Source organism: Candidatus Magnetaquiglobus sp., assembly GCF_058402785.1.
This window is the reverse complement of the sequence record NZ_JBZVFG010000008.1, coordinates 33,507-55,847: the sequence shown is the minus strand read 5'-3', so window position 1 is coordinate 55,847 and position 22,341 is coordinate 33,507. Positions and strand designations below refer to the sequence as shown.

Genomic DNA, 22,341 nt, shown 5'->3' with positions numbered 1-22,341 from the left:
TTGGGTGGAGACTCCGTGCAAGCCGCCATCACGCCTTGTCTCAACCAGAGGAGATCGAACGGTTTCAGGTCGTTCCTGGAGAGTCGTTGAACCACGCTTCCATCCACACAAGGAAAAACCAAAGCATGCGCAAAATTCCATCATTGAGCCAGATGGTGGTGGTTGGATTGGTCATTCTGTGCGTTGTGCTGATTTCGATCTCCTTTTTCCTGTTTCGGGAGACCGGTCGGATCCATCAGCAGGCCATGAACGATCATGGGTTCCTGAGTCTTCTGAATACCGTGCTGGAGGTGAGAAGATACGAAAAGAACTATTTCATCTTCCGGGATCGTGGCGCCTTCGAGAACGCCATGGGCTATCTGGATCAGGTGGAGCGGCAGGTGCGCGAACATCGAAGCGCCATTCTCTCCAGGGAGCATGGAGACCGCATCTTTCAGGGCATGGGGCAAGTCACCCTGGAGTATCGGGAGGCCCTGTTCAAACATCTCAATGCGCTGGAACAGGATCCCCATTCCACCCAGGCGCAAGAGGTGGCGATTCATCAACTGGGCAAGAAACTGATCGGCTTCTCCGAACAGTTGGCGGCAGATACCGAGGACAATCTCGTCGCCATCCTGGACAACACCCGCACGTCGATTGTCTTCATGGATCTTTTCTTCATCATGCTGATGGTCTTCTATGGCGTTCTGTTCTTGCGCAGGGCCTGTTCCCCCTGGTGCGATCTGCGTCGCGAGCTGGAACGGGTGCTCGAGGGCCAACAGGATCGGGTGCGCATGATCACCCCCGATTCCGAGGTGAACCATGCCACCTCGGTGATCAACAAGGTGATCGAACACGCCAACCTGCAACGAAAGGAGGCGATGCGTCGCTCACCCTTGGCCTTTTCCGATGAGGTGCTCTCCAGGCTGGTCAAGACGCTTGAAAAACCCATCACCAACATCTCGACCAGTTGTCAGATTCTCATGGAAGAGTCTTCCGGATGGTCGGGAGAGACCAGGGAGATGATCGGATGCGTGCAGCAGCAGGCCGAACAGGGCAGTCGGCTGCTGGCCGATATTCGCGAGTATGTTCAAGAGCAGGATGGCAACAACCGTCCCGTCAATCTCAAACACCTGCTTGAGAGAGTCCTGGTGAATCTGCACGAATCCCATGGAATATCCAGTGTATGGAAGATGGAAATCGCCTCTGGTCTGGAAGTGGCGGGCAATCCGAAATCTTTGGAACGCGGTCTGGTCGATTGGATGATGCAGGCCTTGCAACGCAATCCGGCATCCACGGACGAAAGCCTTCAGGCCCGTCGCGTCGGTCCGGATGAGATGCAGGCGCTGGTGAATCGCTCGGTACTGCGCCCCCTGGTTTGGCTGCCCGCCAACTGTCGTGACGTGGTGGAACTCTCCTTGCCCTGGCGCGAAGAGATTCAACCCATCCTCTCGCAGACCGATCCGGATGTCTCCTGGCTCTGTCTGCCGGGTGAGGATGGATCTCCCGGCATCTCCCTGCTGCCGGGCATCGTTCGTCGTCATCAGGGCGCCATGCTGCTGTTTGAAGGGGATGGGGATGCCGGTTGGCGATTTGCCTTGTGGCTGCCGGCTTCCGAGGGGGGGCGGGTTGACCGGATGGTGGAGATCTGACCCCATGTCGGAAGCCGCGCAGATACTGATCGTGGATCGCGACAAGATGGCCGTGCAGAATCTCGAACACATTCTGCGCAAGGAGGGGCATCCTGTCGCGGTTGCACCTGGAAGCGCCGCCGCTTTGCGGTATCTGGAGGAGTCCGCCCGTGGAACCGGGCGGATGGTTCAGGTCATTCTCGCCGATCTGGGGCTCGACCCCATGGACGCGAGTCAATTCCTGCGTCGTTGTTTGCGCCTGTGTCCCGCATGCGCCTTGATTCTCATTTCCGATACCGTGTCCGTCAACTCCGTGGTGGAAGCCATGCGACTGGGGGCGTTTCACTATCTGATCAAACCGATCCGACCCCAGGAGTTGCGCGAGGCGATCACCCATGCCTTCGCGAGACGCGTGGCGGATGGAGAGGTCCGGGCCAAACCATCCCCAACGCAAGGACGATCGCTCGCCACGTCGCTGATCACGCGGGATCCGGCCATGTTGAAGATCCTGGAGCAGGCGACCATCTCGGCATCGCTCGAACTGCCGGTGTTGATCACGGGAGAGACCGGAACGGGCAAGGAGATCCTGGCGAAATATCTTCATGACATGGGCAATCGTGCCTCCAAACCCTTCGTGGCGATCAACTGCGGTGCGTTTCAGGAAGAGCTTTTGACCAACGAGCTTTTCGGCCACGTCCGGGAAGCGTTCACCGGCGCGGTGCGCGATCGCAAGGGGTTGCTGGAAACCGCGCATGGCGGCACCGTGTTTCTCGACGAGATCACCGAAATGTCGTTATCCATGCAGGTGAAGCTGCTGCGGGTGATCCAGGAGAAGGAGTTGTTGCGCCTGGGCTCGACCCGCCCGGTCAGCGTGGATGTGCGTTTCATGGCCGCATCCAATCGGGATGTGCGCGCCGCGGTGGAAGCCGGCCAATTCCGCCGCGATCTCTATTACCGGTTGAATGTCATCGAGTTTCATCTTCCGCCCCTCTCTTGCCGGTTGGGAGATCTGCCTCTGCTGGCTCAACACTTCATCGACAAGCATGCCAAGGCGTTGCAGCGCTCCGTGACGGGCATTTCACGGCCTGCGCTGGATCGGTTGAGCGGTCACCTTTTCCACGGGAACATTCGCGAACTGGAAAACATCATTCTGCGCGCCGTGGCCTTCGCCCCTGGTGATCAGGTGGAGGTGAGCGATCTGCCCTCCTTTCTGGAGGAGCGCGCACCCGTCGGAATGTTCGCATCGCTCCAGGAGGGCGCCTATCCCTCGCTGGAACAGATGGAACGTGACTACATTCTCTGGGTTTGCAAGCAGTTGCAAGGCAACCAGGGTGAGGCGGCGCGCGTCCTGGGAATGGATCGGGTCTCCTTGTGGCGTCGATTGAAGAAAATTCACGGGCGCTCCGAACCCGAGAACACCTTGCATCCAACCGACGAACCCGCCCCTGAGTGACGGGTTGCTGGAACCGCCCCTTTGATCACCCCCAGGCGCGCGCCGCCGGAGAAAGCGGGTCATGCCCGGCTCACGATTGGTAATCCTCCAGCCAGCATGCGCGCGGATTCCTTCTGAACGTCATGATTCTGTTGCTGTCTTCCCGTTTGGCCGCGCGCCAGTATTTGAGGATCATATGCGTGTCGGTCAGTCCGACCATCTCGATTTTTCCCGTGTGATGGGACATGACATATCGCGCTCTTTTGACCAGTCCAGAGCATTCCACCTGCACCTGATTCAGAATTTGCAAACCGGTCTCCAGGGGCACGGTGAAATGTCGGTTGCCTCTGGATGGCCGGCACTGAAACAAATAGTAGGGCTGAACACCCGTAGCCGCCAGTTGCCGATACAGTTGGACCAGTACCTCTGGTTTGTCGTTGATCCCTCGTATCAATGGGGATTGATTCAAGATGATCACACGACTGGCCGTCAAACGGTCCAGACAGGCCAAGGCTTCGGGAGTCAATTCCCGCGGATGGGTGAAATGGGATATGAGGTAGATCCGCCTTTCCGGCATGGAGTGCCGTTTCAACACCTTGAGGAGTTCATCATCCTTCAGGATGCGTTGGGGCAAAAAGGCGGGCATCTTGCTGCCGATGCGAATGATGTCGATATGGTCGATGGCACGCAACCGGGTCAAGAGTCGATCCAGTTTTCTGGTGGGTAGCATCAACGGATCGCCGCCGCTCAGCAACACGTTGCTGACCTCCTCGTGCTGGTGAAGATAGGCGAAAACCTGATCATAATCGCGAACCTTCTCCGAATGGTCATCTTGAAAGATCCGCTTGCGGAAACAGTAGCGACAGATGCTGGCGCAACGGTCCGAGATCAGCATCAGAGCCGTGCTGGGATATTTGTGTTCCAGACCGCATATCGGCATGTACTGCGCCTCGTTGGAAGGATCCTCGCTTCCCCACGCCTCATGCTCCTGTTCGGAAGGGATCACCAGACGACGAATCGGATCCGCCGGGTTGCCCCAATCGATCAGGGACAGATAATAGGTGTTGGATAGAAACGAATCTTGATTGGAAACGCCGAACATGGCATGTACGGGATGCGCGGCAGTTCCGTGGCGATGGTTTGAGGCTTCGATTGCGGAGGTGTTTTGCTTGTTCATGGATAATCCTTTCGTCACGGGCCATACCCCGGTGGGGGAATGGGTGCGGTTTGGATGGTCTTGGGATTCATTAAAAATTGCAGAATGTGGGCCATATTGGTATAAATGCATTTATTTCAATAGTTTATAACGATTTTTTGCCGTTTTCTCCCCCGATCGTGTTGCATGCATGCAATGGAATCGGTTCGGAAAACCCTTGGGCGTGCAACAGTGCGGGCGGATATCTGATCTGTTGTTGCTGCAGGGTTGGCACCCTTTGCCGATACCGGGAACCGGTTCCGTGCCTTGACGGATCGTGATCGCCGCATGGCGTGCGCGGGAGCGGAAAGACCAGGACGGGAGTCCCGGTCCGGGTTGAGGCTTATCGGTTGGTGATTTTTTGGGGCTGGCAAGACGTTCCCGCAAGGGGAGCACGATCGGGGGGTGGGGGTTCGCCCCATCAGGCAGGTTTACCGTGGAATGCCCGCAAGGGAGGTCCACGATCGGGGGGGGGCGGGGCTCCCCCCAGGCAGGTTTGTTATTGCGTGTTCCGTGGTTGGACGAGCCTGAGTCTAGGCGGTGATGTTGTCAAAATTCCCTTCTCCCAGCAGCCCAACATAACCTGTTATCGTGAGAAGATCGTAAATGGTACGATTGATGTTGATGATCTTGATGCAATCTCTCTCTTTGACCAGTTCTCTCAAACGGAACAGGGTGGCGATTGCTGGCGAATCGATGTATTTTGTGTACTTGAAGTCTATCACGATGGATTCGCATTCGGACAAAGATTTTGAGCTGTTCAAAAACTTTTCCATCAGATAGTAATCAAACACCTCTGGAAGTTCAATCTTTGCAGAATTGTTAATCATTTCCACATTCAATTGCGCCATTATAGTCATCTCCTGACAACAAAAATCAATCAGAACCCAAGATCGACCGACCATCATCTATCCACCGTGCCGTTTCCAGACACAATGCATGGAATCGGCACGGTTCATATTTGACGAATATGGGCTCCATTTTCTACCATATTTTAAATTTTGCAAGAAAAAAAGATCGCCATGCCCATTCAAACCGTCCGATCCGTGTGGAATGCGGCGTTTCCGGGACGGGTTCCGGGTCGATTGAGCCGCCAGTGCCACAGGGTGAATCCCAGCAGGGCCACCCCGGACACCAGATGCACCTGTTTGAGGACGCGTCCGCCGATCAGGGCGGTGCCGACCAGCGTGACCAGGGCAGTGCCCATGCCCACCTTGGCCCATTGTCGATCCCGACGCTTCCGATTGGCTGGAACGCGTTCCACCGTCATCACGGCTTGAGTCATGGTGCATCTCCCGTTTTATCCAAGGCGGACAGAAGGTCCGTCGTGATCTGTTCGAAGCGCAGAAGTTTCCGTCCTCCGTGATCCTGCATGAACTCCCGCGCTTCCTGTTCATGGGCCAGGGGGATCAATTCGTGTCCCATGGGACCATGCACGTCCGAACCTGCGACATACCAGGCCGAACGGGCCGGAATGCGCTTCAGACCATAATAGTCGGTCACGTACAGTTCCCCGAGGCCCGCCGGATCGCGTCCGGGCGCATGGCGTTCCGGATTGGCCAGAAACCGGAACAGATCCTTGGCGCCATCGAAATAATGTACCGTACCATCCGACCAGCGCGCCAGGGCCACCCACTCCGGATATTTGGCGACGAACATGCCGCACACCGGGCATTTCGCCCCAGACGGAACTTCCCGGTCGGCTGGGGACTCTCCGGCGCTGGCGTTCCAGGCGCCGATCCAGAATATCAAGGCAAGCCAGATCGGCACAAAGGAGCGACTCTCCATCCGCTGTTTCATCCGCCCTGACCCGTTTTCTGGCGTCGTTCCATGCGGCGTTTGCGGATGGCCACGGTATCCTTGGCCATATCGGCATGGGCTGCGGTCAGGGCTGCCTCGAACGTCACCAGTTCCCCGCCCTGCTCCTTGCGCCTCGCCTCGGCCACGCCCCGATCGGCAAAACCGGGTTTGCCGCGGGTGGTCATGGCCGTTTTGATCGTCGAGCCTAGCAGATAGATCGCCTTGTCGCTCTCGACCAGGGGGCGCGGTTCGGTTTTGCCGCCGAAGTCGGCGACATGAATCGCCTTGGGACCGCGATCCAGATTGATCGCCAGACTGATTGCGGCACAATGCAACGAACAGACCCCATCCACCAAATCATCCTCGAAGTGGATCAGATGACGGCTGGCGTGGTGTTCACGCCGATTCATGCCGCAATAGGGACAGGTGGGATATTTTTCCAGCTCATTGTCCAAAGGATTGGGATCCCTGGGCTTTTTCGGGGTGAACTGCTCCGGGGTGCCGTCGGTGGGGCACGCGGAGGCTTCGGCCTCCGGAATCAACCCACCGACCACCGCCGCGCCCACCAGCCACGGCGTACCCAGGATCCATTGACGACGACTCGTATTCATGAAGAGGGTTCTCCAGGTCAAAAGGGGTGTGAATGAAACTGAAAAAAAAGCAGGCTAATGATCCGCCAGATGCCGCATGACATTGAAATAAGCCACCCCCTGCATCAGGGTGCCCACACCCAGCACGATCACCACCAACGCCGCGGCCTTGAGCAGATAGCCGCGCACCGTGGCGCCCAACCGTCCGAACAGGGTGCTGACGAACAGCATGGCCGGCAGGGTGCCGATCCCGAAGGCCAGCATCAACGCGCCACCGGTCACGGCGCTCTCGGCAGCCGTGGCCTTGACCGCCATGGCGAGCGTCAGGGAACAGGGCATCAAACCGTTGATCATGCCGCCGATCCAGGCCCCCTTCACCGGTCCGCTTTCGCCTGCCCGCTGGAAGAAGCGATACAGACGGTTCATCGGCCAGAAATCGTAGTTGACCCGAAACCAGCTCAAACCAAGCAGATCCAGACCCAGGGCGATCACCACCACGCCCACGACGATCTGCAACACCCCCTGCACCTTGCCGATCATGCCGGTGGAGGTCAACGCCATCCCCAGGGCGCCGGCCAGGAGTCCCACCAGCGCATACATGCCGATGCGACCGCCATGGTAGGCGATCATGGCGCCGATGCGGGCCTCGGAGGGGACGAAACGGATGAAAAAGGCCGAAACCAGACTGCCGCACATTCCCAGACAGTGGCCACTGCCCAAAAGGCCGGCCAGAAACGCCATCACGAGAATCTCAGCCATGCGCCGCGCTCCCGGAAGCGGCCTGTTCTTCCTCCTCGCTACCGTTCTCCATCTCCTCGGGCGGCCCATGTTGCAGCCGCAACGCGCTCAACACCACCGAAACCGAACTCATCGCCATGGCCGCCGAGGCGATCATCGGATTGAGTCGGCCCCTTGCCGCCTCGGGAATGGCCACCAGGTTATAGATCAAGGCCCAGAAGAGATTCTGCCGGATCACCGACAGGGTTCGGCGACTGAGCAGGATCGCCTCGGGAAGTTTCAACAGCTCACCCCCCACCAAAGTCATGCCGGCGGTCTCCATGGCCACGTCCGCGCCGCTGCCCATGGCAAAGCCCACATCCGCCGCCGCCAGAGCCGGCGCGTCGTTGATGCCGTCGCCCACCATCGCCACCCGCAACCCCGCCGCCTTGAGCCGCTGGACCACCGCCACCTTGTGATGGGGGCGGGCCTCGGCCAGGATCTCCCGGATTCCCACCCGCTCGGCCACATGCCGGGCCGTGGCGTGCAGATCGCCGGTCACCATCACCACCCGCAACCCCATCTGTCGCAGCCGTCGCACCGCCAAGCGCGCATCGGCGCGCACCGGATCGGCCACCGCGAACACGGCAGCCGCCGCGCCATCCACGGCCATCAGCAAAGGCGTCATTCCCTGCGAGGCCCAGCGATCCGCGTCAGCCTGCAACGGCGCGGTATCGATTCCGGATTCGGCCAGCCAGGCGGCATTGCCGATGGCAACCGACCGGCCCGCCACGCGCGCCTCCACCCCTTGTCCCGGATGGACGACAAAGGCTTCGCAATTTTCCAGCGCGTGACCGAGCGCGCGCGCATGGTTCACCACCGCCCGCCCCAGAAAGTGTTCCGACGGCAACTCCGCACTGCCCGCCAGGGTCAGGATTCGCGCATCGGACCAGGGCGAGAGCGTGTGAAAATCGATCACCCGCGGATGGCCGGCGGTCAGGGTGCCGGTCTTGTCGAGGATCACCACCTGCAACCGCGAGGCGATCTCCAGGCTCTCGCCGCCGCGAATGTAGATCCCGCGACGGGCCGCGTGTCCGGTTCCGGCCATGATCGCCGTCGGCGTGGCCAGTCCCAACGCGCATGGACAGGCGATCAGCAGCACCGAGACCGCGTTGGTCAACGCCACGCCGACCGGCCTGCCGCGCCCCAGCCAGTACAGGGCGGTCATGCCGGCCAGAAGCAGCACGCCGGGCACGAAGCGGGCCGACACCCGATCCACCAGTTTTTGCACCGGCAACCGGCTGTTCTGCGCCTGCTCCACCAGATGGATGATGCCGGCCAACACCGTATCCGCCCCCACGGCCCGCACCTCGACCTGCAAGGAGCCGGCGCCGTTGATGCATCCGGCCACCACCTTGTCGTCCGGCGACTTGCCCACCGGCAGGCTTTCGCCGGTGATCAGGGATTCGTTCACCGAGGAGTCGCCGGCCACCACCACCCCGTCGGCGGCGATCCGTTCGCCGGGCCGGATGCGGATTCGCTCGCCGACCCGCAACGCATCGATCGGCACCAACTCTTCGCGACCGTCCGGCAGGATCCGGGTGGCGGTTTCGGGTTGCAGTTCCATCAGTTGTCGGATGGCATCGCCCGCCTTGCCCTTGGCCTTCTCCTCCAGATAGCGTCCCAGCAGCACGAAGGTGATGATGCTGGCCGCGGCCTCGAAGTAGAGATGATGCCCGCCGCGCAGCCAGACCGGCACCGAGTACACATAGGCCGAACCGGCGCCCAGGGCGATCAGGCTGTCCATGTTGGCGCTGCCCTGGCGTGCCAGGAGCCAGGCCCGCTTGAAGATCGAGGCCCCGGCCCCGAACACCACCGGCGTGGCCAGCAGGAACTCCACGGTTTTCCAGCCCCAACCGCGCGGCATCAGCATGCCCAGCACCGCCACCGGCAGGGTCAGTGCCGCGGCCAGCAGCAGGCGTCGCCGCGCTTGCGCCAGAAGCTGCCGTTCCCGCTCGATCACCAGCCGGCGCTGGGTCGGGGTGTCCAGCGGGCGCACCGCATAGCCCAACGTGCTCACCACGCGGGCCACCTCGCCCCGGTCGAGTCGGCCCGCCACCTCCAGCATCCCGGTGGCGAAATGGACCTGGGCCCGTGTCACGCCCGGATGGCGCCGCAGACGCATTTCGATCAGCATGGCGCACGAGGCGCAGCTCATCCCCTCCACCGCCAGGGTGGTGCAGGCCCCGCTTGCCGCCGGAGCGTCGGGATCGACCGGTGCGATGTCGACCGCCGACGACAAGCGCGCGGCCACCACCTGGGCGAGCATCCCGCCGAGCAGGCGCAACAGCCACGCCTCGGCCATGGACTCCGGGTCGAAATAAATCGCCAGGGAGCCGATGCGCGCCGTCACCCGCACCTGGCGGATGGCGGAGTGTTTCATGAGCAGCACCGCCATCAGCGCGCAGCGCTCCTCGTCCCGCCGCAATCCGGGAATCACCACCCGCAGACGCCGGTTGAGCCGATGCGCCACCGCGAAACGGGCATCATCAGGCGTCGTCATCGTCCTCACTCCGCCGCGAGCGCACCAGCAGGAACACCAGGTAACCAAGGGCCAGCCACTCCTTGTAGTGGCCCAGGGGGTGGCGCAACCACACCTTGGTGATCCGGTCCCAGTGGACGCGGATCAGGTAGAAGGTCACCATTTCGTTGATGAAATGGATGATCGCGGTCTCCGGGCGCTTGCCGAAGATCTGCAACGCCGGACGGTTCTCCATCTGCTGACCGATCATGCGTCGGATCACCAGCGCCTGGGCGCGCCACAGCGGGATCCGGCCCAGGGTGTTCTTGAGCGCCGGAATGGCCAACAGTCGCTCCTTGAGGCTCCGGGAGATCGACGGACGGGAGGTGCCGAGGGGGCTCGGCGCGCGGACCGGGGCCGGGGAGACGGACGACGGCGACTTGAGACGGACCAGGAGTTTGGCCAGCAGTCGGGCGATCCGTCGGTCATCGGTCATGGTGGGCAGATAGTGGATCGCCAGCCGTCCGCCCTCCGGATCGAATCCCACGCGCCGCACCCCGAAGCCGGCCCGCAGACCGGCGGTCAGATAGCGTCCCACGGCGGGATGGCGCAGGGAGGGGGGGAGTTCCAGTCGCAACAGCCCCTCACCCCGATGGCGCACCGCCACCTGGGAGAACAGCTCCATCGGATCGCTCATGAATCGTGGCGGGGCGTGGCCGGGGTGTTGCCCGTCGCTTCGGCCTCGCGCGCCTCCTCCAGCAGGTCGTTGAGGGACTCTTTCTGGTGCAGCATGAAATCGCGGCCCGCGTCGCTGGCGCGCGAGACGGCGCCCGCGATCTCCTTGCGGTATTTGTAGGCCAGGACACCGGTGGCCGCGCCCAGCGCGAACATGACCAGGGGATGACGGAAAAACGAGGGGCTGATGGCCATGATGGCTCCTTCATAGATTAAAGTGAGTGATGATCGGTATGCGTCGTCCGCGTCCCTCTGTCCGCCGGCATGCATGCGGGATGCGTCAGGGGTCCGGGTCGGGGGCGCGGGCCTGTCCGCCTTTGTGCCCGATGGGCGTGGTTCCCGGATTGAGCATCTGATGGATCTGTCGGCAACTGTCGCAGCAAAAGCTGAACAGCCGTCCGTCGTCCGTCCGCACGGCGGGCGGGTCGGCGGGCAGGGGCAATCCACACAGATGGCAAAGAGCGGATGCAACGGACATCGCACGTTTCTCCCCCGAACAATCAGGTGGATTGGAGCCCATCATGAACCGGATGAGCCTTCGGATCAAGTCAGCGCCCCCGCACGGCGGGTTCCATCAGTCGGTCCAACTGGCCGGCGAGGGTCTTCTCGTCGATTTCCCCGATGATTTTGTTGACGATCTTTCCGTCCGGTCCGATCAGACAGGTCATCGGCAATGCATTCACCCCGTAGCGACGCGCCACCTGGGAGGAGCCATCCAGCAGCACGTCGTAGGTGAGCGCGAATTCGTCGGCAAAGCGTTGCGCCGTGGCGCGATCCTGTCCGACGTTGACCGCGACCACCCGCAATCCTTTCTCCTTGCGCTGTTGGTACTGTTTTTCCAGCACCGCCATCTCGGAACGGCAGGAGGGACACCAGTCGGCCCAGAAACGCACCACCACCGGATGTCCGGTCACGCCCTCGGGAATCGCGAGCGCCTCGCCGCGCAACGCCTCGAGTTTGAACGGGGGGGCGGGATCGCCCTTGGCCAGCACCGGCGCTTTTTCGCATCCGGCCAGCGATCCGGCCAGCAGGACGGTGGTGATCATCCGCATCATCCATCGTTTTGTCGTGGCACGCCCGACAGGAAGGCCCACGGTCGGGGGGTGAGGGGATTCTCCCCTCGGCAGGCACGTTTCAGCTTTCATCCGTCACTCCATCAAACGCAGGTGCGAGCGTTGCACCACCCAAACCAGCACGAGCGCCAGCAATCCGGACAACCGGATCACGACATGCGCCAGGCGACGGGCCAGAGGCCGCGCCGGATCCGGAATGTCGCGCGTTGCGTTCAAGTGCGCGGTCATGCCCAGACCCAAAGACAAGGCCGTGGCCAGGAACAGAGGCCCATGAATCCCATAACCGATGGCCTGATAATCGACTTTCAGCAGGCAGAACGGGCAGTGGTGGTTGGGGTGTTCGTAGACATACGGCGACACGAACGACACCACGCCCGCCTCCGTCACCAGCAGGTTGATCACGGCCAGCAGGGCCAGGAGTCGCGCGCCGTTGCCGGAGCGGGCCACCCGACCCGCGGCGGCGGTAAAGGTGAGCCAGGAGATTCCCGCCGCCCACATGGCGGGCCGCACCGGCCAGCCGCTCAACTCGGAGGAGAAGCTCTCCCCGCGCGCATCGAACAGTCCGCCGCAACACGAGGTGATCACATCGCTCTTGAGCCCCAGGAAATAGAACCCCTGCCACCAGGCCGCCAGGAGAGCCAGAGGCAGGACCGCCAGCAGCAGGCCGAATTTGGCCCGTGTCAACGGATAATCCGGACACTGCCCATCCAGAAGATGCACCACCAGCCAGGCGGCGGCCAGGAAAAACAGGCCGATGCGCAGATCGAGGGCGATGAATCCCCCCGGCGCGGCATTCAGCGTGCCCACCGCGCACATCGCCCCGGTGAACAGTTCCGACAGGGCATCCGCCGTATGCACCAGCAGCAGCAGCGACACCCCCTGGGTCAGACAGGCGAAGGAGACCAGGGCGCCCGCCAGCACCGTCTGCCGTTCCAGCCGCACCTGCAACGCGGTGGATCGGTTCACGTCCCAGTGGCGCACCACCCGCCAGGCCAGCACCAGGGTCCAGCCCAGCAGCAGGATGGCCACCAGGTCGGCGAACAGCAAGGCCAGGATCGCGGGTTGAAAGATCATTCACCCGCTCTCCACGATGCGACCATCGCGCAGCATCACCACCCGTTCGACCACCGGCGATCGTACCACCAGCGGATCGTGACTGGTCATCAGCACCGTATGCCCCTCGGCGCGCAATTCCGCCATGATCTCAAGAAACGCGCCGGCCAGTCGCGAATCGAGGTTGGCCGTCGGTTCGTCGGCGATCACCACGCGCGGGCGGTTGATCAGGGCGCGCGCCATGGCGGTACGTTGCGCCTCGCCTCCCGAGAGCCACGCCACCGGGCTGTCGGCCCGGCGGGTGAGATCGAGCCGCTCCAGAATCTCCAGGGCCGAGCGTATCACCTGCTGCCGGGGAATCCCCAGGGGAGCTGCCGGCAGGATGACGTTTTCCAACACGCTCAAACCGTGGATCAGGTTGAAGCGCTGGAAGATGAACCCGAAGGTGGTGCGGCGCAAGTCGGTGAGAAACCGTTCCGGCAACCCGGAGACCGGTTTGCCGTCGAGATGGATACGCCCTTCGCTGGGTCTGGCCAGACAGCCGATCAAGGTCAACAAGGTGGTTTTGCCCGAGCCCGAGGGGCCGGTGAACAGGGTCACCTCGCCGGAACGAATGGCCAGATCGATGCCATCGACTGCGGCAAAGGCGTTCGGTTGCCCCTCGTTGAAGATCTTGCGCACCCCTTCGAGCTGGATCATCGCATGACCGCGTCCGGATCGGTCACCGCAGCCTTCCAGGCCGGGATCATCATGGCGGCGATGAAGGGGAAGACCGTGAAAAAGAACAGGGTCAGAACCTGCAAGCCGTCCACGCGCGGCGGCAGGACGAATGCCGGATAGAGGACCGCCCACCCCTTGAGCATGGCGGCCAGAAGCGGCGCCGGGGCCACGAAGATATGCACATAGGCCAGCACATACCCCACCAGAAAAGCGCTCAACGACAGGATCGCCCCCTCCCAGAGCTTCATGGCGAGCACTTCGCCGGTCTGCCAGCCGATCGCCTTGAGAATGCCGATCTCGCGGCGCTCCTCCGCGCCCAGACCGCTGGCTTTGTCCCACACCAGGATCACGAAGGCCAGGAGCACCACGCTCAACAGCGTCAGCAGAATCCCCTCCCGCCAGTCGAACAGGGCGTGATAGGTGCGCAACAGCTCGGCACGCAGAATCGGACGCGCTTCGGGAAGGCGTTGCAGCACCTTCTCGGCCACCTTGCCCACCTCGCGGGGTTGGGCCACGGTCAGGGCCAGATCGGTGTACCACCCTTCCGGGATACCCAACAAGGGGCGCAGATCCGCCTCGTTCATCAGGATCAGATCGCTGCTGATCAGCTCCGAGGCCGCCGAAAAGGTTCCCTGCACCGTCAGGGAGCGGGAGTGTCCATCGCCCCCTTTCAAGGAGAAGAGATCCCCGACCGCCAACCCGCGCACCCGGGCGATACCGGCGCCGATGATCATCCGACCGGGTGGCGGCGGATCGTCGTGCGGGGTCATCAGGGTGTAGTTGGCGCGGGAGATGGGATCATAATGATACCCCCAAAGCCGGGGAAAGAGTCGTCCCACGCCCCGGATGCCCCGCAGACGCTCCAGATGATCTGCGGAGAGCAGCGCGTGTCGTCCCCCCTCCATGCGTTGCACCACCAGCTCTGGGGCATCGCGCAGCAGTTGACGGGCCTCGTGACGCAGGGCGTGCGCAAACAGCATCACCGAGGCGAGCAGGAACACCAGCAGGGTGTAGACGAGCCACAGCCCGATCTGATGGGCGCGGCGTCGGCCCATGGCGCGGACCGCATGGTCGATGAAGGCCGCCTGACGCTCAATCCACGGGGACATCATCGCCCTCGCTTGTCGCATCGTACGTCGGAATCCGCGCCGGCTGCACCAGGGAACCGCTCGGAAAGTGCTCCAGGGCCACGGGATGATCCTGAAACGGGGTGTGACGATCCGCCTGGGTGATGTGGCGCGTGTAGCGGGCTTCGGTGAACAGGGCCAGATCGGTGAGGAGCAGCTTTTCGACCAGTTGCCGCGACGCGGCGCTGTCGTGATGGATACCGCGCCATCCGAAGCTGTCCAGCAGGGTGGCGCCAAAGGCGATCAGACCGACCGCTCCCAGCCGGACCACCGTGCGTGCCGGTCTGCGGGCGTCGATTTTCACGCCTCCGCGTCGAGATGCGAAAGGGGGGATCATACTTTCTGTGCCGCGCGCGTGGCCGCCACCCGCAAGGCTCCGGTCAATCCGGCGCCCACTCCCCAGCGCTGGGCCATGGCCGGTATCAGGATGAGCGCGGTCAGGGTCAGCCCCGTACCCAGCAACAAGGAGCCCAACGAAATCGGCTTGTGGCGCGTAACGGATGGCGAGGGCGACTTCATGCGTGACTCCCGGAGCGCGTGCAAGGGTTGGGTGGTATCCCGACACACTCTAGCATAATGCCATCCAAATTGTATCTGTTTGATTTAAAAGGTTAGTCATCTGGAAAAAGGGTGTTTTACCGTGTCAATCGACACACCTGCCGTGTGATCTGACACAGTGTGTACACAGATGGGCGCGGGGTCACATGGTTTGGTTGTGTCGTTGCACCGGACGGGTGGAGCGTCGCATCGCCGCTCTGCGATCCGGCTACGACCTCCGCAGCGAGGCGTGCCTTTCACGCCTGGTCATCGCGCAGTGGCACCAGGTGCAACTGGCCATGCCGCACGCCGGGTTCGGCGACGATCGATTGTGAAAGCCGTTCCAGGCGACCGACCCCGCCGCGCAGCACCACGCTTTCCAGACAACGGTCATGGTCCAGATGGATATGCAGCGTCGCCTGGATCAGATCATGACCGTCGTGCTGCTTTCGGGTCAGACGGCGGGAGAGGTCTCGGGCTTCGTGATCATAGACATAGACCAATACCCCGACCCCTTCGGACTCCTCCGGGCCGGACAGACGCGCCTCGGCCAACTCCCGATGCAACAGATCCCGAATCGCCTCCGAACGGTTGCGATAGCCCCGCTCCTGGATCAGGGCGTCGAACTGTCGCGCCAGCTCCGGTTCCAGCGAAATGGTGAAGCGCTCCACATTCCGGCTCATGCCGCATCTCTCCTTTGACAAGCGAAACGTCGATCCATTAAACTCTGGACGATGTTATGATCTTTTTTTAATTCTTCATACCATTGCCAGGAGTCTTTGTCATGCACATGTCCGATGCCTTGTTGTCCGCGCCGGTGGGTTCCGCCTTCTGGTTGGCCTCCGGTGCGGCGGTGACGTTGGCCGCTCGACGGGTTCGCGCGATCTCTTCTCATGCGGCGCCCATGACCGGGGTGATGGGGGCTTTTGTCTTCGCGGCGCAGATGGTCAATTTCACCATCCCCGGCACCGGCTCCAGCGGTCATCTGGCCGGAGGCATGCTGTTGGCGATCCTGCTCGGGCCCCATCCGGCGCTGCTCGCCATGACCTCGGTTTTGACCATCCAGGCGCTTTTTTTCGCCGATGGCGGTCTGCTGGCCCTGGGGGCCAACATCGTCAACATGGGGGTGATCCCCTGTCTGGTGATCCACCCGCTGCTGTTTCGTTCTATGGCCGGCCCGCAACCGGTGGTGGGACGACGGTTGCGGGTCGCCGTGTTCATGTCGGCCTGGCTCGCCTTGCTGGTCGGCGCGTTGGGCGTGGTGCTGGAAACCTGGCTGTCCGGAATCTCCGAATTGTCGTTCACGCCCTTTCTTCTGACCATGGGATCGATCCATCTGGCCATCGGCTTGGTCGAGGGCGCCATCACCGTGGTCGTGGTCGAACTGCTGCTCAAGGCGCGTCCCGACTGGCCGTTGACCCGGCAGACCCCGACGACGCCTCGCGGCTGGGGCAAACTGCCGGTGGCGGTGGGAATCGCGGCCCTGCTGACCGGTGGCGTGCTCTCCTGGTTCGCCTCGGCCTCACCCGACGGGCTGGAGTGGTCGGTGGCCCGCCTGACCGGCAAGGCGGAATCCCTGGATGGCAACAGCGCGTTCCATCGCATGGCGGCGCGGATTCAGGCCAGCATCGCGCCCATGCCGGATTACGCCTTTCGGCCCGCATCCGATGCGCCGGAAGAGAAAAGCGAAAAAGGTTGGGGTGCGCCGGACGGTGCCTCCTCCCTGGCCGGCATCGCGGGCGGACTCCTCACCCTGCTGATTCTAGGATTGCTCGTCGGCATTCCGCAACGGCGGAAGAGTCCGGACGATCCGCGATCGGTTTGAACCCGCCATGTCCGGCACAACCCATCCCCTGGCGACTCTCGCGCGGGTGGATGAACTGGCCTTGGGGTGCTCTCCGGTCCATCGGCTGGACCCGCGCGCCAAACTCGCGACGACCCTGCTTTTTGTGCTGTGCGTGACCTCCTTCGACGCGCATGCCGTTGCCGGTCTGCTGCCTTTTGCCTGTTTTCCCCTGGTGGTGTCGAGGATCTCCGGGATTTCACCCACACGCATCGGCAAGGCGCTCAGGCCGGCGCTGCCATTCGTGTTGGCGATGGGATCTCTCAATCCGCTTCTGGACCGCGCGCCGGTTGCGTTGATTCCGGGTGTCGAGATCGCCGGAGGCTGGTTTTCGTTGACCTCCATTCTGCTGCGATTTTTGTTGGCCTTGAGTGCCTTGTTCCTGTTGACCGCCACCACCGGCATGCCTGCCCTGGGCGCGGCGGCACGACGTTTCGGCGTGCCGGCTGGGGTGATTTCCGTTCTTCTTCTCACCTGGCGCGCCATTTTTCTGATCGCGGAGGAGGGCGAACGAATGCGCCGCGCCCACGATCTGCGGGCCTTCGGGGTCAAGCGTCCTGCCTGGCCGGTCGCGGCCCGCCTGGTTGGACACCTGTTGCTGCGCTCCCTGGAGCGGGCGCAACGGTTGCATCAGGCCATGCTGGCCAGGGGGTTCGATGGAACGTTGCCCGCGCGGACTCTCTTGCGTTTTCACCCGCGGGACGGGGTGTTTCTGATGGGTTGGACGGTGCTGTTTCTGCTGTTGCGCTTCGATGATCCGGTCCCGCGTCTGGGAGGCTGGCTGATGGGATTCGTCCCGTGAGCGCGTCGTTGCTCGAAGCCATCCAACTGACGTTCACCCATGACGACGGGACGCGGGCGCTCTCCGAGGTCTCCCTGCGGGTGGATCCGGGCGAGCGGATCGCGCTGATCGGCGCCAATGGCGCGGGCAAGTCCACCTTGTTGCAGCTTCTGGCGGGTGTTCGGACCGAGCGGACCGGTACGCTCCTGCTGGATGGGGAGCCCATCCCGGTCTCGGCCCAGGAACGGTTGCGACACCGCGTCGGGCTGGTTTTTCAGGACCCGGACGACATGCTGTTCATGCCGACCGTGCTGGAGGATGTGGCGTTTGGTCCGATGAATCTGGGGTTGCCCGTCGAACGGCGGGAGCGGCAGGTTCGGGAGAGCATGGAACGCCTGGAGGTGTGGGAACTGCGCCATCGTCCTCCGTATCGTCTTTCGGGCGGAGAAAAACGCCGGGTGGCCATTGCCGCGGTTTTGTCGCTCCGTCCGGATTTGTTGCTTCTGGATGAGCCGACCTCCGGACTGGATCCCAAGGGACGGCACGCGCTGGAGCGGATCCTGGCGGGGCTCTCTTGTGGCTGGATCGTGGCCACCCACGATCTGGGCTGGATTCTGCCGCGTTGCCAGCGGGTCGTCGTGCTGCATGAGGGCAGGGTGTTCGCGGATCGGCCCGTGTCGGCCTTGCGGGACAACCCTGAAGTGCTGATCCGATGCGGATTGCTTGAGTCGCCGTCGGAGCATGCCTGCCCCTGGTGTGGCGCGGGTTGGTGACGAATGCGGTCATGAAAAGGGCGCCTTGCCGCGTGATCCGTTTGTTCGTGTCTCCCGCTCCAAAGGGAGAGGACGCATGGATGAGCCAGAACCTCGTGCATCGCCAAACACCGAACCATGGAACTCCCGAAGGGCGGTCCATGGTTCGGGGATGAGGGGGTCCCCCCATCTGTAAGTTTTGCGGACCGTTGAATCACCAGACCGTCTCACCTCCGTGCATTGAGTGGCGGATTTGTGCTAGAGTGTCTGCATGGCGTGACGAGATGGGTCGCCTTGAGGCCATCGTGAATCGCATGGCCCTGGAAAACTCCGAATCCGGCCCATTGCTCAGGTTCGCGGCACGCTTTTCCATGCAGCCACGGCTTTCCCGTGGGATACTCACACTTGAATAAGAGTCATGTGCAAACAAAATCAATATGTTGTGATCGCGATTCTTCTGCTGATTCTTTGCAGCCCGACGACGGCTTCCTTTGCCGAGGAAATACAGGATTATGTAAAATCCGATGCCATGCAGGCGCGAGATGCCCAGACATCGTTCGTCAACTTCATGAATGAAAAATACGGCCATAATCGTGAAATGCTCAAATTGCGTTATCAGCGTTTCCAGGCACTGGTCAACAACAAAGATGTGAGCAGAGATAAGGAGAAAATCGCCTTTCTGCGCACCGAACGCGAGGCGTTCGCCCTGGAGCGGAATCAACGTCGCGCCTACGAGCATGCCTTTCTCGATATCGGCTATGGCGTCACCATCTCCGGTCCCCATCTGGTGATGCGCATGACCTCTGCCCTGGATGTGCAACCTTCTGATAAAGTCCTGGAAATTGGTACCGGGTCCGGCTATCAGTCCGCGGTGCTCGCCCACCTCACCAACCAGGTCCACTCCGTGGAAATCATTGAACCACTACACAAACGAACCAGGGACGTGTTCGACAACCTTGTCAAGAATGGTCGGGCTGAATTCGAAAACATAAAACTCAAGTCAGACGATGGCTACCATGGATGGAGCGAGTTCGCCCCCTTCAACAAAATCATCGTCACCTGCGCCGTCGATCACATCCCACCGCCGCTGTTGCAGCAACTGGCACCCAACGGCATCATGGTGATTCCCGTGGGACCTCCTGGTAAACAAACCCTGCTCAAGGTTACCAAAGAGGTGGATGAACAGGGCAAAACCACCATCACGCGCCAAGATGTCTACAATGGCAGGCTTTCCGTCTCATTCGTTCCCTTCACCAAGGCGGATGGCGGTACCTGGAGCGGGAAGGGTACCCATTGAGCCGGCATCCATCAGGCGGTGTCCTGACGATACAGACTCACCGGTTCTCTTTCTTTGTGGCGGTTGCCCTGATTGCAGGGGCCATCATTTCGCTGCAAATCATCGCGATGCGGCTGTATGCCATTTCCGGTTGGGCCCATTTCGGTTCCACGGTGATCAGCGTCGCCATGTTTGGCTTTGGGTTGTCCAGCACCCTGTTGTGCCTTGGCAAAAGATGGCTGGAATGCCGAATGGAACTTCTGGCCCGGATTGGCTGGCTGCTCTTCGGTCCCCTGTGCGTGTTGGGTAACGTGGTGGCCCAGGATGCACAGTTCAACCCGATTTTCCTGCTGACCGACAACCATCAAATCGTCAATCTGTTCATCAACTTTCTGGCCTATGCCACCCCATTCCTCGCCGGGTCGCTTTTGCTGGGAATCGCCTTTTTTGCTGGCCGTCACCGCTTCGAATCGACGTATGCCGCCGACATGCTCGGTTCGGGTGTCGCTGGCCTTGTTTGCTTGAGTGTCATGCTCTGGGTGCCACCCGATTATCTTCTGGTCGTGCCCATCCTGTTCTGGTGGGCTGGTGCCATGGCGTGGTTCCACTCCTGGGGTGACAAACGCTTTTCCGGGTGGGTCTCTCTTTCCGGAATCATTACAATTGTTTTGCTTGTTTGGTTGCCCCAGATTCAGGTTTCCCCCTACAAAGGGGTGAGCTATGTCACCAAATTCCCGGACGCGAATCGCCTGTACCAGGCAACCGGTACGCACGGTCTGTTGGAAATCTATGCAAGTTCATACTTTCATTTTGCACCGGGCCTAAGCGACATGGCATCCCTGTCCATGGGAGAGCTTCCGAAAAATACCTATCTGGGCCTGTTCATGGACAGCGACGGACCTGTCGGCATCATGAAGCCGATTCCGTCAGACAAGCAGGACTATTTCCGTTTTCTCCCCATGTTCATGCCTTACCTGATCAACTCCCAACCTGAAAACCTGTTTGTCGTTCAGTTCGGTGGAGGAATCTCCACGCGTGTCGCATTGGCCGGTGGTGCGCATCATATCACCGTGGCAGAGGGAAATCCCATGATCCAGACTGCCCTGGCCAGTGAAACGATGCGTCCATTCACGGGGGATCTGTTCACGCACCCCAGGATCTCTCTGGTGCCGATGGATGGGCACCTGTTCATACGCAACACGGACCAGAAGTTCGATGTCATCGATTTGAGTTTGCCCGACTCTTCCGGACTTTCCAGCCCAGGCGGGTTTGCCGTCACGGAGAAGTACCTTTATACGCACGAGACCGTCACGGCCTACATCAATGCCCTGAAACCGGGTGGGATTCTGGCGGTTACGGTGTGGAATAAAGAGGATCCGCCCAAATCGACCCTGCGTCTTTTATCGACGTTGGCCTCGGTCGGGCGAACCGTGGCAAGGGAACAGGTCACCGACTCTTTCTACGTCGTGCAGGTTTTTCTATCCACGGTTACCGTGCTATACAAGAAAGGGGGCTTTCTTCCGGAAGAGATCGCCAGGCTCGATCGTCATGCCAAGGAGATGGCTTTCGACGTGGTATACCGACCTGGAGAACGGTTTCAAGGGAAGGCATCCCTCCTGCTGGCCGGTGTGCGCCAGAACGTTCTGGGTGTCGCGTCCACGGATCGGAACGAAGGAGAGGCCCATCTTCCTGACGTGGACGAGGGCGAAGATTTCTCGATGGCCGCTGTTTATCGGCTCCTGCTGGATCGTATGATCCGTGGAGAGCATACGGAGGATCTGGCCGCGTATCCATTCGATATCGCACGCCTCACCGACGACCGACCCTATTTCAGCGGTTTCATTCGGCTCAAGGATATTCCCGCCTTTGCCAACAGACTGGAGACCATTTCCGACGAGTGGGGTTATCTGTTGTTGTGGTTGACCTTGGGTCAATCCGTTCTGGCGGGGTGCATCTTGATTTCGCTGCCTCTCCTTTTCGCCTGGAAAACGATCTTCGCGCCACAACCCGGAAAGCTTGGAATCTTTGGATATTTTTTCTCGCTCGGGTTGGGGTACATCCTGGTCGAGGTGTCGTTGATCGGGAAATTCATCAGTGCCTTGGGTAACCAGGTGATTTCAACCAGCGTATTGATCACCGGGATGTTGATCAGTACGGGTCTGGGGTCCTTGGTGGCGGGACGCTTTCTGGCGCGATCCCAGACGGTCATGCCCCTGATCTTTTCGTCGATCGCGGGTCTCCTGGTTTTGTATGGAACCCAACTGGGGGTGTGGTTGCCGGCGATTGGAACGCTCTCCTGGCGGATTGTCGCCTGCATCTTATTGATTTTCCCGTTGGCGTTCTTGATGGGCTTTCCATTTGCCACCGGCATGAGTTGGTTGGCCAGGCTTGGCAAGGAACATTTCTTTCTGTGGGCCTGGGGCATCAATGGCATGTTTTCCGTGATGAGCGCGGTTCTCGTGCCACTCATCTCCGTCAGTGTGGGTCTTTCGGCCAACCTCTATCTGGCGGCAGCGCTCTACCTGCTGGCCTGGCCCTGTTTCTTCGCTTTGTTGCGTCCATCCCCTTTGACCTGACTC

General features: G+C 61.2%; 24 protein-coding genes. 7 read left to right on the top strand and 17 right to left on the bottom strand.

Going from position 1 to position 22,341, the window contains the following annotated elements; all coding sequences use genetic code 11:
• Window positions 1-125 precede the first annotated feature (125 nt).
• Both ACV4UY_RS04585 and ACV4UY_RS04580 read left to right on the top strand, forming a co-directional pair.
• Entirely contained in the window at window positions 126-1,631 is a 1,506-nt protein-coding gene (locus tag ACV4UY_RS04585; protein WP_491606469.1) for a hypothetical protein, read from the top strand.
• A gap of 4 nt (window positions 1,632-1,635) precedes the next feature.
• Window positions 1,636-3,063, top strand: coding sequence for a sigma-54-dependent transcriptional regulator (locus ACV4UY_RS04580; protein ID WP_491606468.1), 1,428 nt, complete (start codon window positions 1,636-1,638; stop codon window positions 3,061-3,063).
• A gap of 70 nt (window positions 3,064-3,133) precedes the next feature.
• On the opposite strand, the gene ACV4UY_RS04575 is transcribed toward ACV4UY_RS04580, so the two are convergent.
• The 17 genes from ACV4UY_RS04575 to nikR all read right to left on the bottom strand — a co-directional run bounded on the left by ACV4UY_RS04575 (window position 3,134) and on the right by nikR (window position 15,793).
• Window positions 3,134-4,219 carry a KamA family radical SAM protein gene (locus ACV4UY_RS04575; RefSeq protein ID WP_491606467.1) on the bottom strand — a complete coding sequence of 362 codons (1,086 nt, stop codon included), beginning with the start codon at window positions 4,217-4,219 and terminating at the stop codon, window positions 3,134-3,136.
• A 551-nt stretch (window positions 4,220-4,770) separates the two neighbouring features.
• The gene (locus tag ACV4UY_RS04570; protein ID WP_491606466.1) at window positions 4,771-5,088 is read right to left on the bottom strand and encodes an STAS domain-containing protein; all 318 of its coding nucleotides are present in this window, start codon (window positions 5,086-5,088) and stop codon (window positions 4,771-4,773) included.
• Window positions 5,089-5,267: 179 nt separating this feature from the next.
• Window positions 5,268-5,522, bottom strand: a complete 255-nt coding sequence (locus ACV4UY_RS04565) for a hypothetical protein (RefSeq protein WP_491606465.1) — start codon at window positions 5,520-5,522, stop codon at window positions 5,268-5,270.
• Window positions 5,519-6,037, bottom strand: a complete 519-nt coding sequence (locus ACV4UY_RS04560) for a nitrous oxide reductase accessory protein NosL (RefSeq protein WP_491606464.1) — start codon at window positions 6,035-6,037, stop codon at window positions 5,519-5,521. Before ACV4UY_RS04560 ends, ACV4UY_RS04565 begins: the two co-directional genes overlap by 4 nt.
• Complete coding sequence (locus ACV4UY_RS04555) at window positions 6,034-6,648, bottom strand: nitrous oxide reductase accessory protein NosL (protein ID WP_491606463.1); 615 nt, start codon at window positions 6,646-6,648, stop codon at window positions 6,034-6,036. Before ACV4UY_RS04555 ends, ACV4UY_RS04560 begins: the two co-directional genes overlap by 4 nt.
• A gap of 54 nt (window positions 6,649-6,702) precedes the next feature.
• Entirely contained in the window at window positions 6,703-7,386 is a 684-nt protein-coding gene (locus tag ACV4UY_RS04550) for a sulfite exporter TauE/SafE family protein (protein ID WP_491606462.1), read from the bottom strand.
• Window positions 7,379-9,907, bottom strand: a complete 2,529-nt coding sequence (locus ACV4UY_RS04545; protein WP_491606461.1) for a heavy metal translocating P-type ATPase — start codon at window positions 9,905-9,907, stop codon at window positions 7,379-7,381. Before ACV4UY_RS04545 ends, ACV4UY_RS04550 begins: the two co-directional genes overlap by 8 nt.
• On the bottom strand, window positions 9,894-10,562 hold the full coding sequence (locus tag ACV4UY_RS04540) for a hypothetical protein (protein WP_491606460.1): 669 nt from the start codon (window positions 10,560-10,562) through the stop codon (window positions 9,894-9,896). The genes ACV4UY_RS04545 and ACV4UY_RS04540 overlap by 14 nt, the downstream gene beginning before the upstream one ends.
• On the bottom strand, window positions 10,559-10,795 hold the full coding sequence (locus ACV4UY_RS04535) for a hypothetical protein (protein ID WP_491606459.1): 237 nt from the start codon (window positions 10,793-10,795) through the stop codon (window positions 10,559-10,561). The genes ACV4UY_RS04540 and ACV4UY_RS04535 overlap by 4 nt, the downstream gene beginning before the upstream one ends.
• Window positions 10,796-10,880: 85 nt before the next feature.
• Complete coding sequence (locus ACV4UY_RS04530) at window positions 10,881-11,078, bottom strand: hypothetical protein (protein WP_491606458.1); 198 nt, start codon at window positions 11,076-11,078, stop codon at window positions 10,881-10,883.
• Between the two features lie 70 nt (window positions 11,079-11,148).
• A complete protein-coding gene (locus tag ACV4UY_RS04525) occupies window positions 11,149-11,646 on the bottom strand; it encodes a TlpA family protein disulfide reductase (protein ID WP_491606457.1) in 498 nt (165 codons plus the stop codon).
• 102 nt (window positions 11,647-11,748) lie between these two features.
• Complete coding sequence (locus ACV4UY_RS04520) at window positions 11,749-12,747, bottom strand: hypothetical protein (protein ID WP_491606456.1); 999 nt, start codon at window positions 12,745-12,747, stop codon at window positions 11,749-11,751.
• Window positions 12,748-13,425, bottom strand: coding sequence for an ABC transporter ATP-binding protein (locus ACV4UY_RS04515; RefSeq protein ID WP_491606455.1), 678 nt, complete (start codon window positions 13,423-13,425; stop codon window positions 12,748-12,750).
• Window positions 13,422-14,555: an ABC transporter permease gene (locus ACV4UY_RS04510; RefSeq protein WP_491606454.1), complete on the bottom strand. Its 1,134-nt coding sequence runs from the start codon at window positions 14,553-14,555 to the stop codon at window positions 13,422-13,424. The genes ACV4UY_RS04515 and ACV4UY_RS04510 overlap by 4 nt, the downstream gene beginning before the upstream one ends.
• Window positions 14,539-14,772, bottom strand: coding sequence for a hypothetical protein (locus tag ACV4UY_RS04505; protein WP_491606512.1), 234 nt, complete (start codon window positions 14,770-14,772; stop codon window positions 14,539-14,541). Before ACV4UY_RS04505 ends, ACV4UY_RS04510 begins: the two co-directional genes overlap by 17 nt.
• A 134-nt stretch (window positions 14,773-14,906) precedes the next feature.
• Window positions 14,907-15,092, bottom strand: coding sequence for a hypothetical protein (locus ACV4UY_RS04500; RefSeq protein ID WP_491606453.1), 186 nt, complete (start codon window positions 15,090-15,092; stop codon window positions 14,907-14,909).
• 275 nt (window positions 15,093-15,367) lie between these two features.
• A complete protein-coding gene (gene nikR, locus ACV4UY_RS04495) occupies window positions 15,368-15,793 on the bottom strand; it encodes a nickel-responsive transcriptional regulator NikR (protein ID WP_491606452.1) in 426 nt (141 codons plus the stop codon).
• A 101-nt stretch (window positions 15,794-15,894) separates the two neighbouring features.
• Here nikR and ACV4UY_RS04490 point away from each other — a divergent pair, with 101 nt between their 5' ends.
• From ACV4UY_RS04490 to ACV4UY_RS04470, 5 genes are all read left to right on the top strand, one after another.
• Window positions 15,895-16,935 carry an energy-coupling factor ABC transporter permease gene (locus ACV4UY_RS04490; RefSeq protein WP_491606451.1) on the top strand — a complete coding sequence of 347 codons (1,041 nt, stop codon included), beginning with the start codon at window positions 15,895-15,897 and terminating at the stop codon, window positions 16,933-16,935.
• 7 nt (window positions 16,936-16,942) lie between these two features.
• Window positions 16,943-17,755 (top strand): cobalt ECF transporter T component CbiQ, encoded by an 813-nt coding sequence (gene cbiQ, locus ACV4UY_RS04485; RefSeq protein WP_491606450.1) that lies wholly within the window; start codon window positions 16,943-16,945, stop codon window positions 17,753-17,755.
• The gene (locus ACV4UY_RS04480; protein WP_491606449.1) at window positions 17,752-18,507 is read left to right on the top strand and encodes an energy-coupling factor ABC transporter ATP-binding protein; all 756 of its coding nucleotides are present in this window, start codon (window positions 17,752-17,754) and stop codon (window positions 18,505-18,507) included. The genes cbiQ and ACV4UY_RS04480 overlap by 4 nt, the downstream gene beginning before the upstream one ends.
• 397 nt (window positions 18,508-18,904) lie before the next feature.
• Window positions 18,905-19,783, top strand: coding sequence for a protein-L-isoaspartate O-methyltransferase family protein (locus ACV4UY_RS04475; protein WP_491606448.1), 879 nt, complete (start codon window positions 18,905-18,907; stop codon window positions 19,781-19,783).
• Window positions 19,780-22,338, top strand: a complete 2,559-nt coding sequence (locus tag ACV4UY_RS04470; RefSeq protein WP_491606447.1) for a spermidine synthase family protein — start codon at window positions 19,780-19,782, stop codon at window positions 22,336-22,338. Before ACV4UY_RS04475 ends, ACV4UY_RS04470 begins: the two co-directional genes overlap by 4 nt.
• The last annotated feature ends 3 nt before the right edge of the window (window positions 22,339-22,341 follow it).

Bases quoted from the DNA above. Each gene is read 5' to 3' on its own strand.
- ACV4UY_RS04500 (WP_491606453.1), bottom strand. From the start codon at position 15,092: ATGAAGTCGCCCTCGCCATCCGTTACGCGCCACAAGCCGATTTCGTTG.
- ACV4UY_RS04535 (WP_491606459.1), bottom strand. From the start codon at position 10,795: ATGGCCATCAGCCCCTCGTTTTTCCGTCATCCCCTGGTCATGTTCGCG.
- ACV4UY_RS04575 (WP_491606467.1), bottom strand. From the start codon at position 4,219: ATGAACAAGCAAAACACCTCCGCAATCGAAGCCTCAAACCATCGCCAC.
- ACV4UY_RS04490 (WP_491606451.1), top strand. From the start codon at position 15,895: ATGCACATGTCCGATGCCTTGTTGTCCGCGCCGGTGGGTTCCGCCTTC.
- ACV4UY_RS04515 (WP_491606455.1), bottom strand. From the start codon at position 13,425: ATGATCCAGCTCGAAGGGGTGCGCAAGATCTTCAACGAGGGGCAACCG.
- ACV4UY_RS04550 (WP_491606462.1), bottom strand. From the start codon at position 7,386: ATGGCTGAGATTCTCGTGATGGCGTTTCTGGCCGGCCTTTTGGGCAGT.
- ACV4UY_RS04565 (WP_491606465.1), bottom strand. From the start codon at position 5,522: ATGACTCAAGCCGTGATGACGGTGGAACGCGTTCCAGCCAATCGGAAG.
- nikR (WP_491606452.1), bottom strand. From the start codon at position 15,793: ATGAGCCGGAATGTGGAGCGCTTCACCATTTCGCTGGAACCGGAGCTG.
- ACV4UY_RS04475 (WP_491606448.1), top strand. From the start codon at position 18,905: ATGTGCAAACAAAATCAATATGTTGTGATCGCGATTCTTCTGCTGATT.
- ACV4UY_RS04555 (WP_491606463.1), bottom strand. From the start codon at position 6,648: ATGAATACGAGTCGTCGTCAATGGATCCTGGGTACGCCGTGGCTGGTG.
- ACV4UY_RS04520 (WP_491606456.1), bottom strand. From the start codon at position 12,747: ATGATCTTTCAACCCGCGATCCTGGCCTTGCTGTTCGCCGACCTGGTG.
- ACV4UY_RS04540 (WP_491606460.1), bottom strand. From the start codon at position 10,562: ATGAGCGATCCGATGGAGCTGTTCTCCCAGGTGGCGGTGCGCCATCGG.
- ACV4UY_RS04560 (WP_491606464.1), bottom strand. From the start codon at position 6,037: ATGAAACAGCGGATGGAGAGTCGCTCCTTTGTGCCGATCTGGCTTGCC.
- ACV4UY_RS04525 (WP_491606457.1), bottom strand. From the start codon at position 11,646: ATGATCACCACCGTCCTGCTGGCCGGATCGCTGGCCGGATGCGAAAAA.
- ACV4UY_RS04570 (WP_491606466.1), bottom strand. From the start codon at position 5,088: ATGGCGCAATTGAATGTGGAAATGATTAACAATTCTGCAAAGATTGAA.
- ACV4UY_RS04585 (WP_491606469.1), top strand. From the start codon at position 126: ATGCGCAAAATTCCATCATTGAGCCAGATGGTGGTGGTTGGATTGGTC.
- ACV4UY_RS04545 (WP_491606461.1), bottom strand. From the start codon at position 9,907: ATGACGACGCCTGATGATGCCCGTTTCGCGGTGGCGCATCGGCTCAAC.
- ACV4UY_RS04580 (WP_491606468.1), top strand. From the start codon at position 1,636: ATGTCGGAAGCCGCGCAGATACTGATCGTGGATCGCGACAAGATGGCC.
- ACV4UY_RS04530 (WP_491606458.1), bottom strand. From the start codon at position 11,078: ATGTCCGTTGCATCCGCTCTTTGCCATCTGTGTGGATTGCCCCTGCCC.
- ACV4UY_RS04510 (WP_491606454.1), bottom strand. From the start codon at position 14,555: ATGTCCCCGTGGATTGAGCGTCAGGCGGCCTTCATCGACCATGCGGTC.
- cbiQ (WP_491606450.1), top strand. From the start codon at position 16,943: ATGTCCGGCACAACCCATCCCCTGGCGACTCTCGCGCGGGTGGATGAA.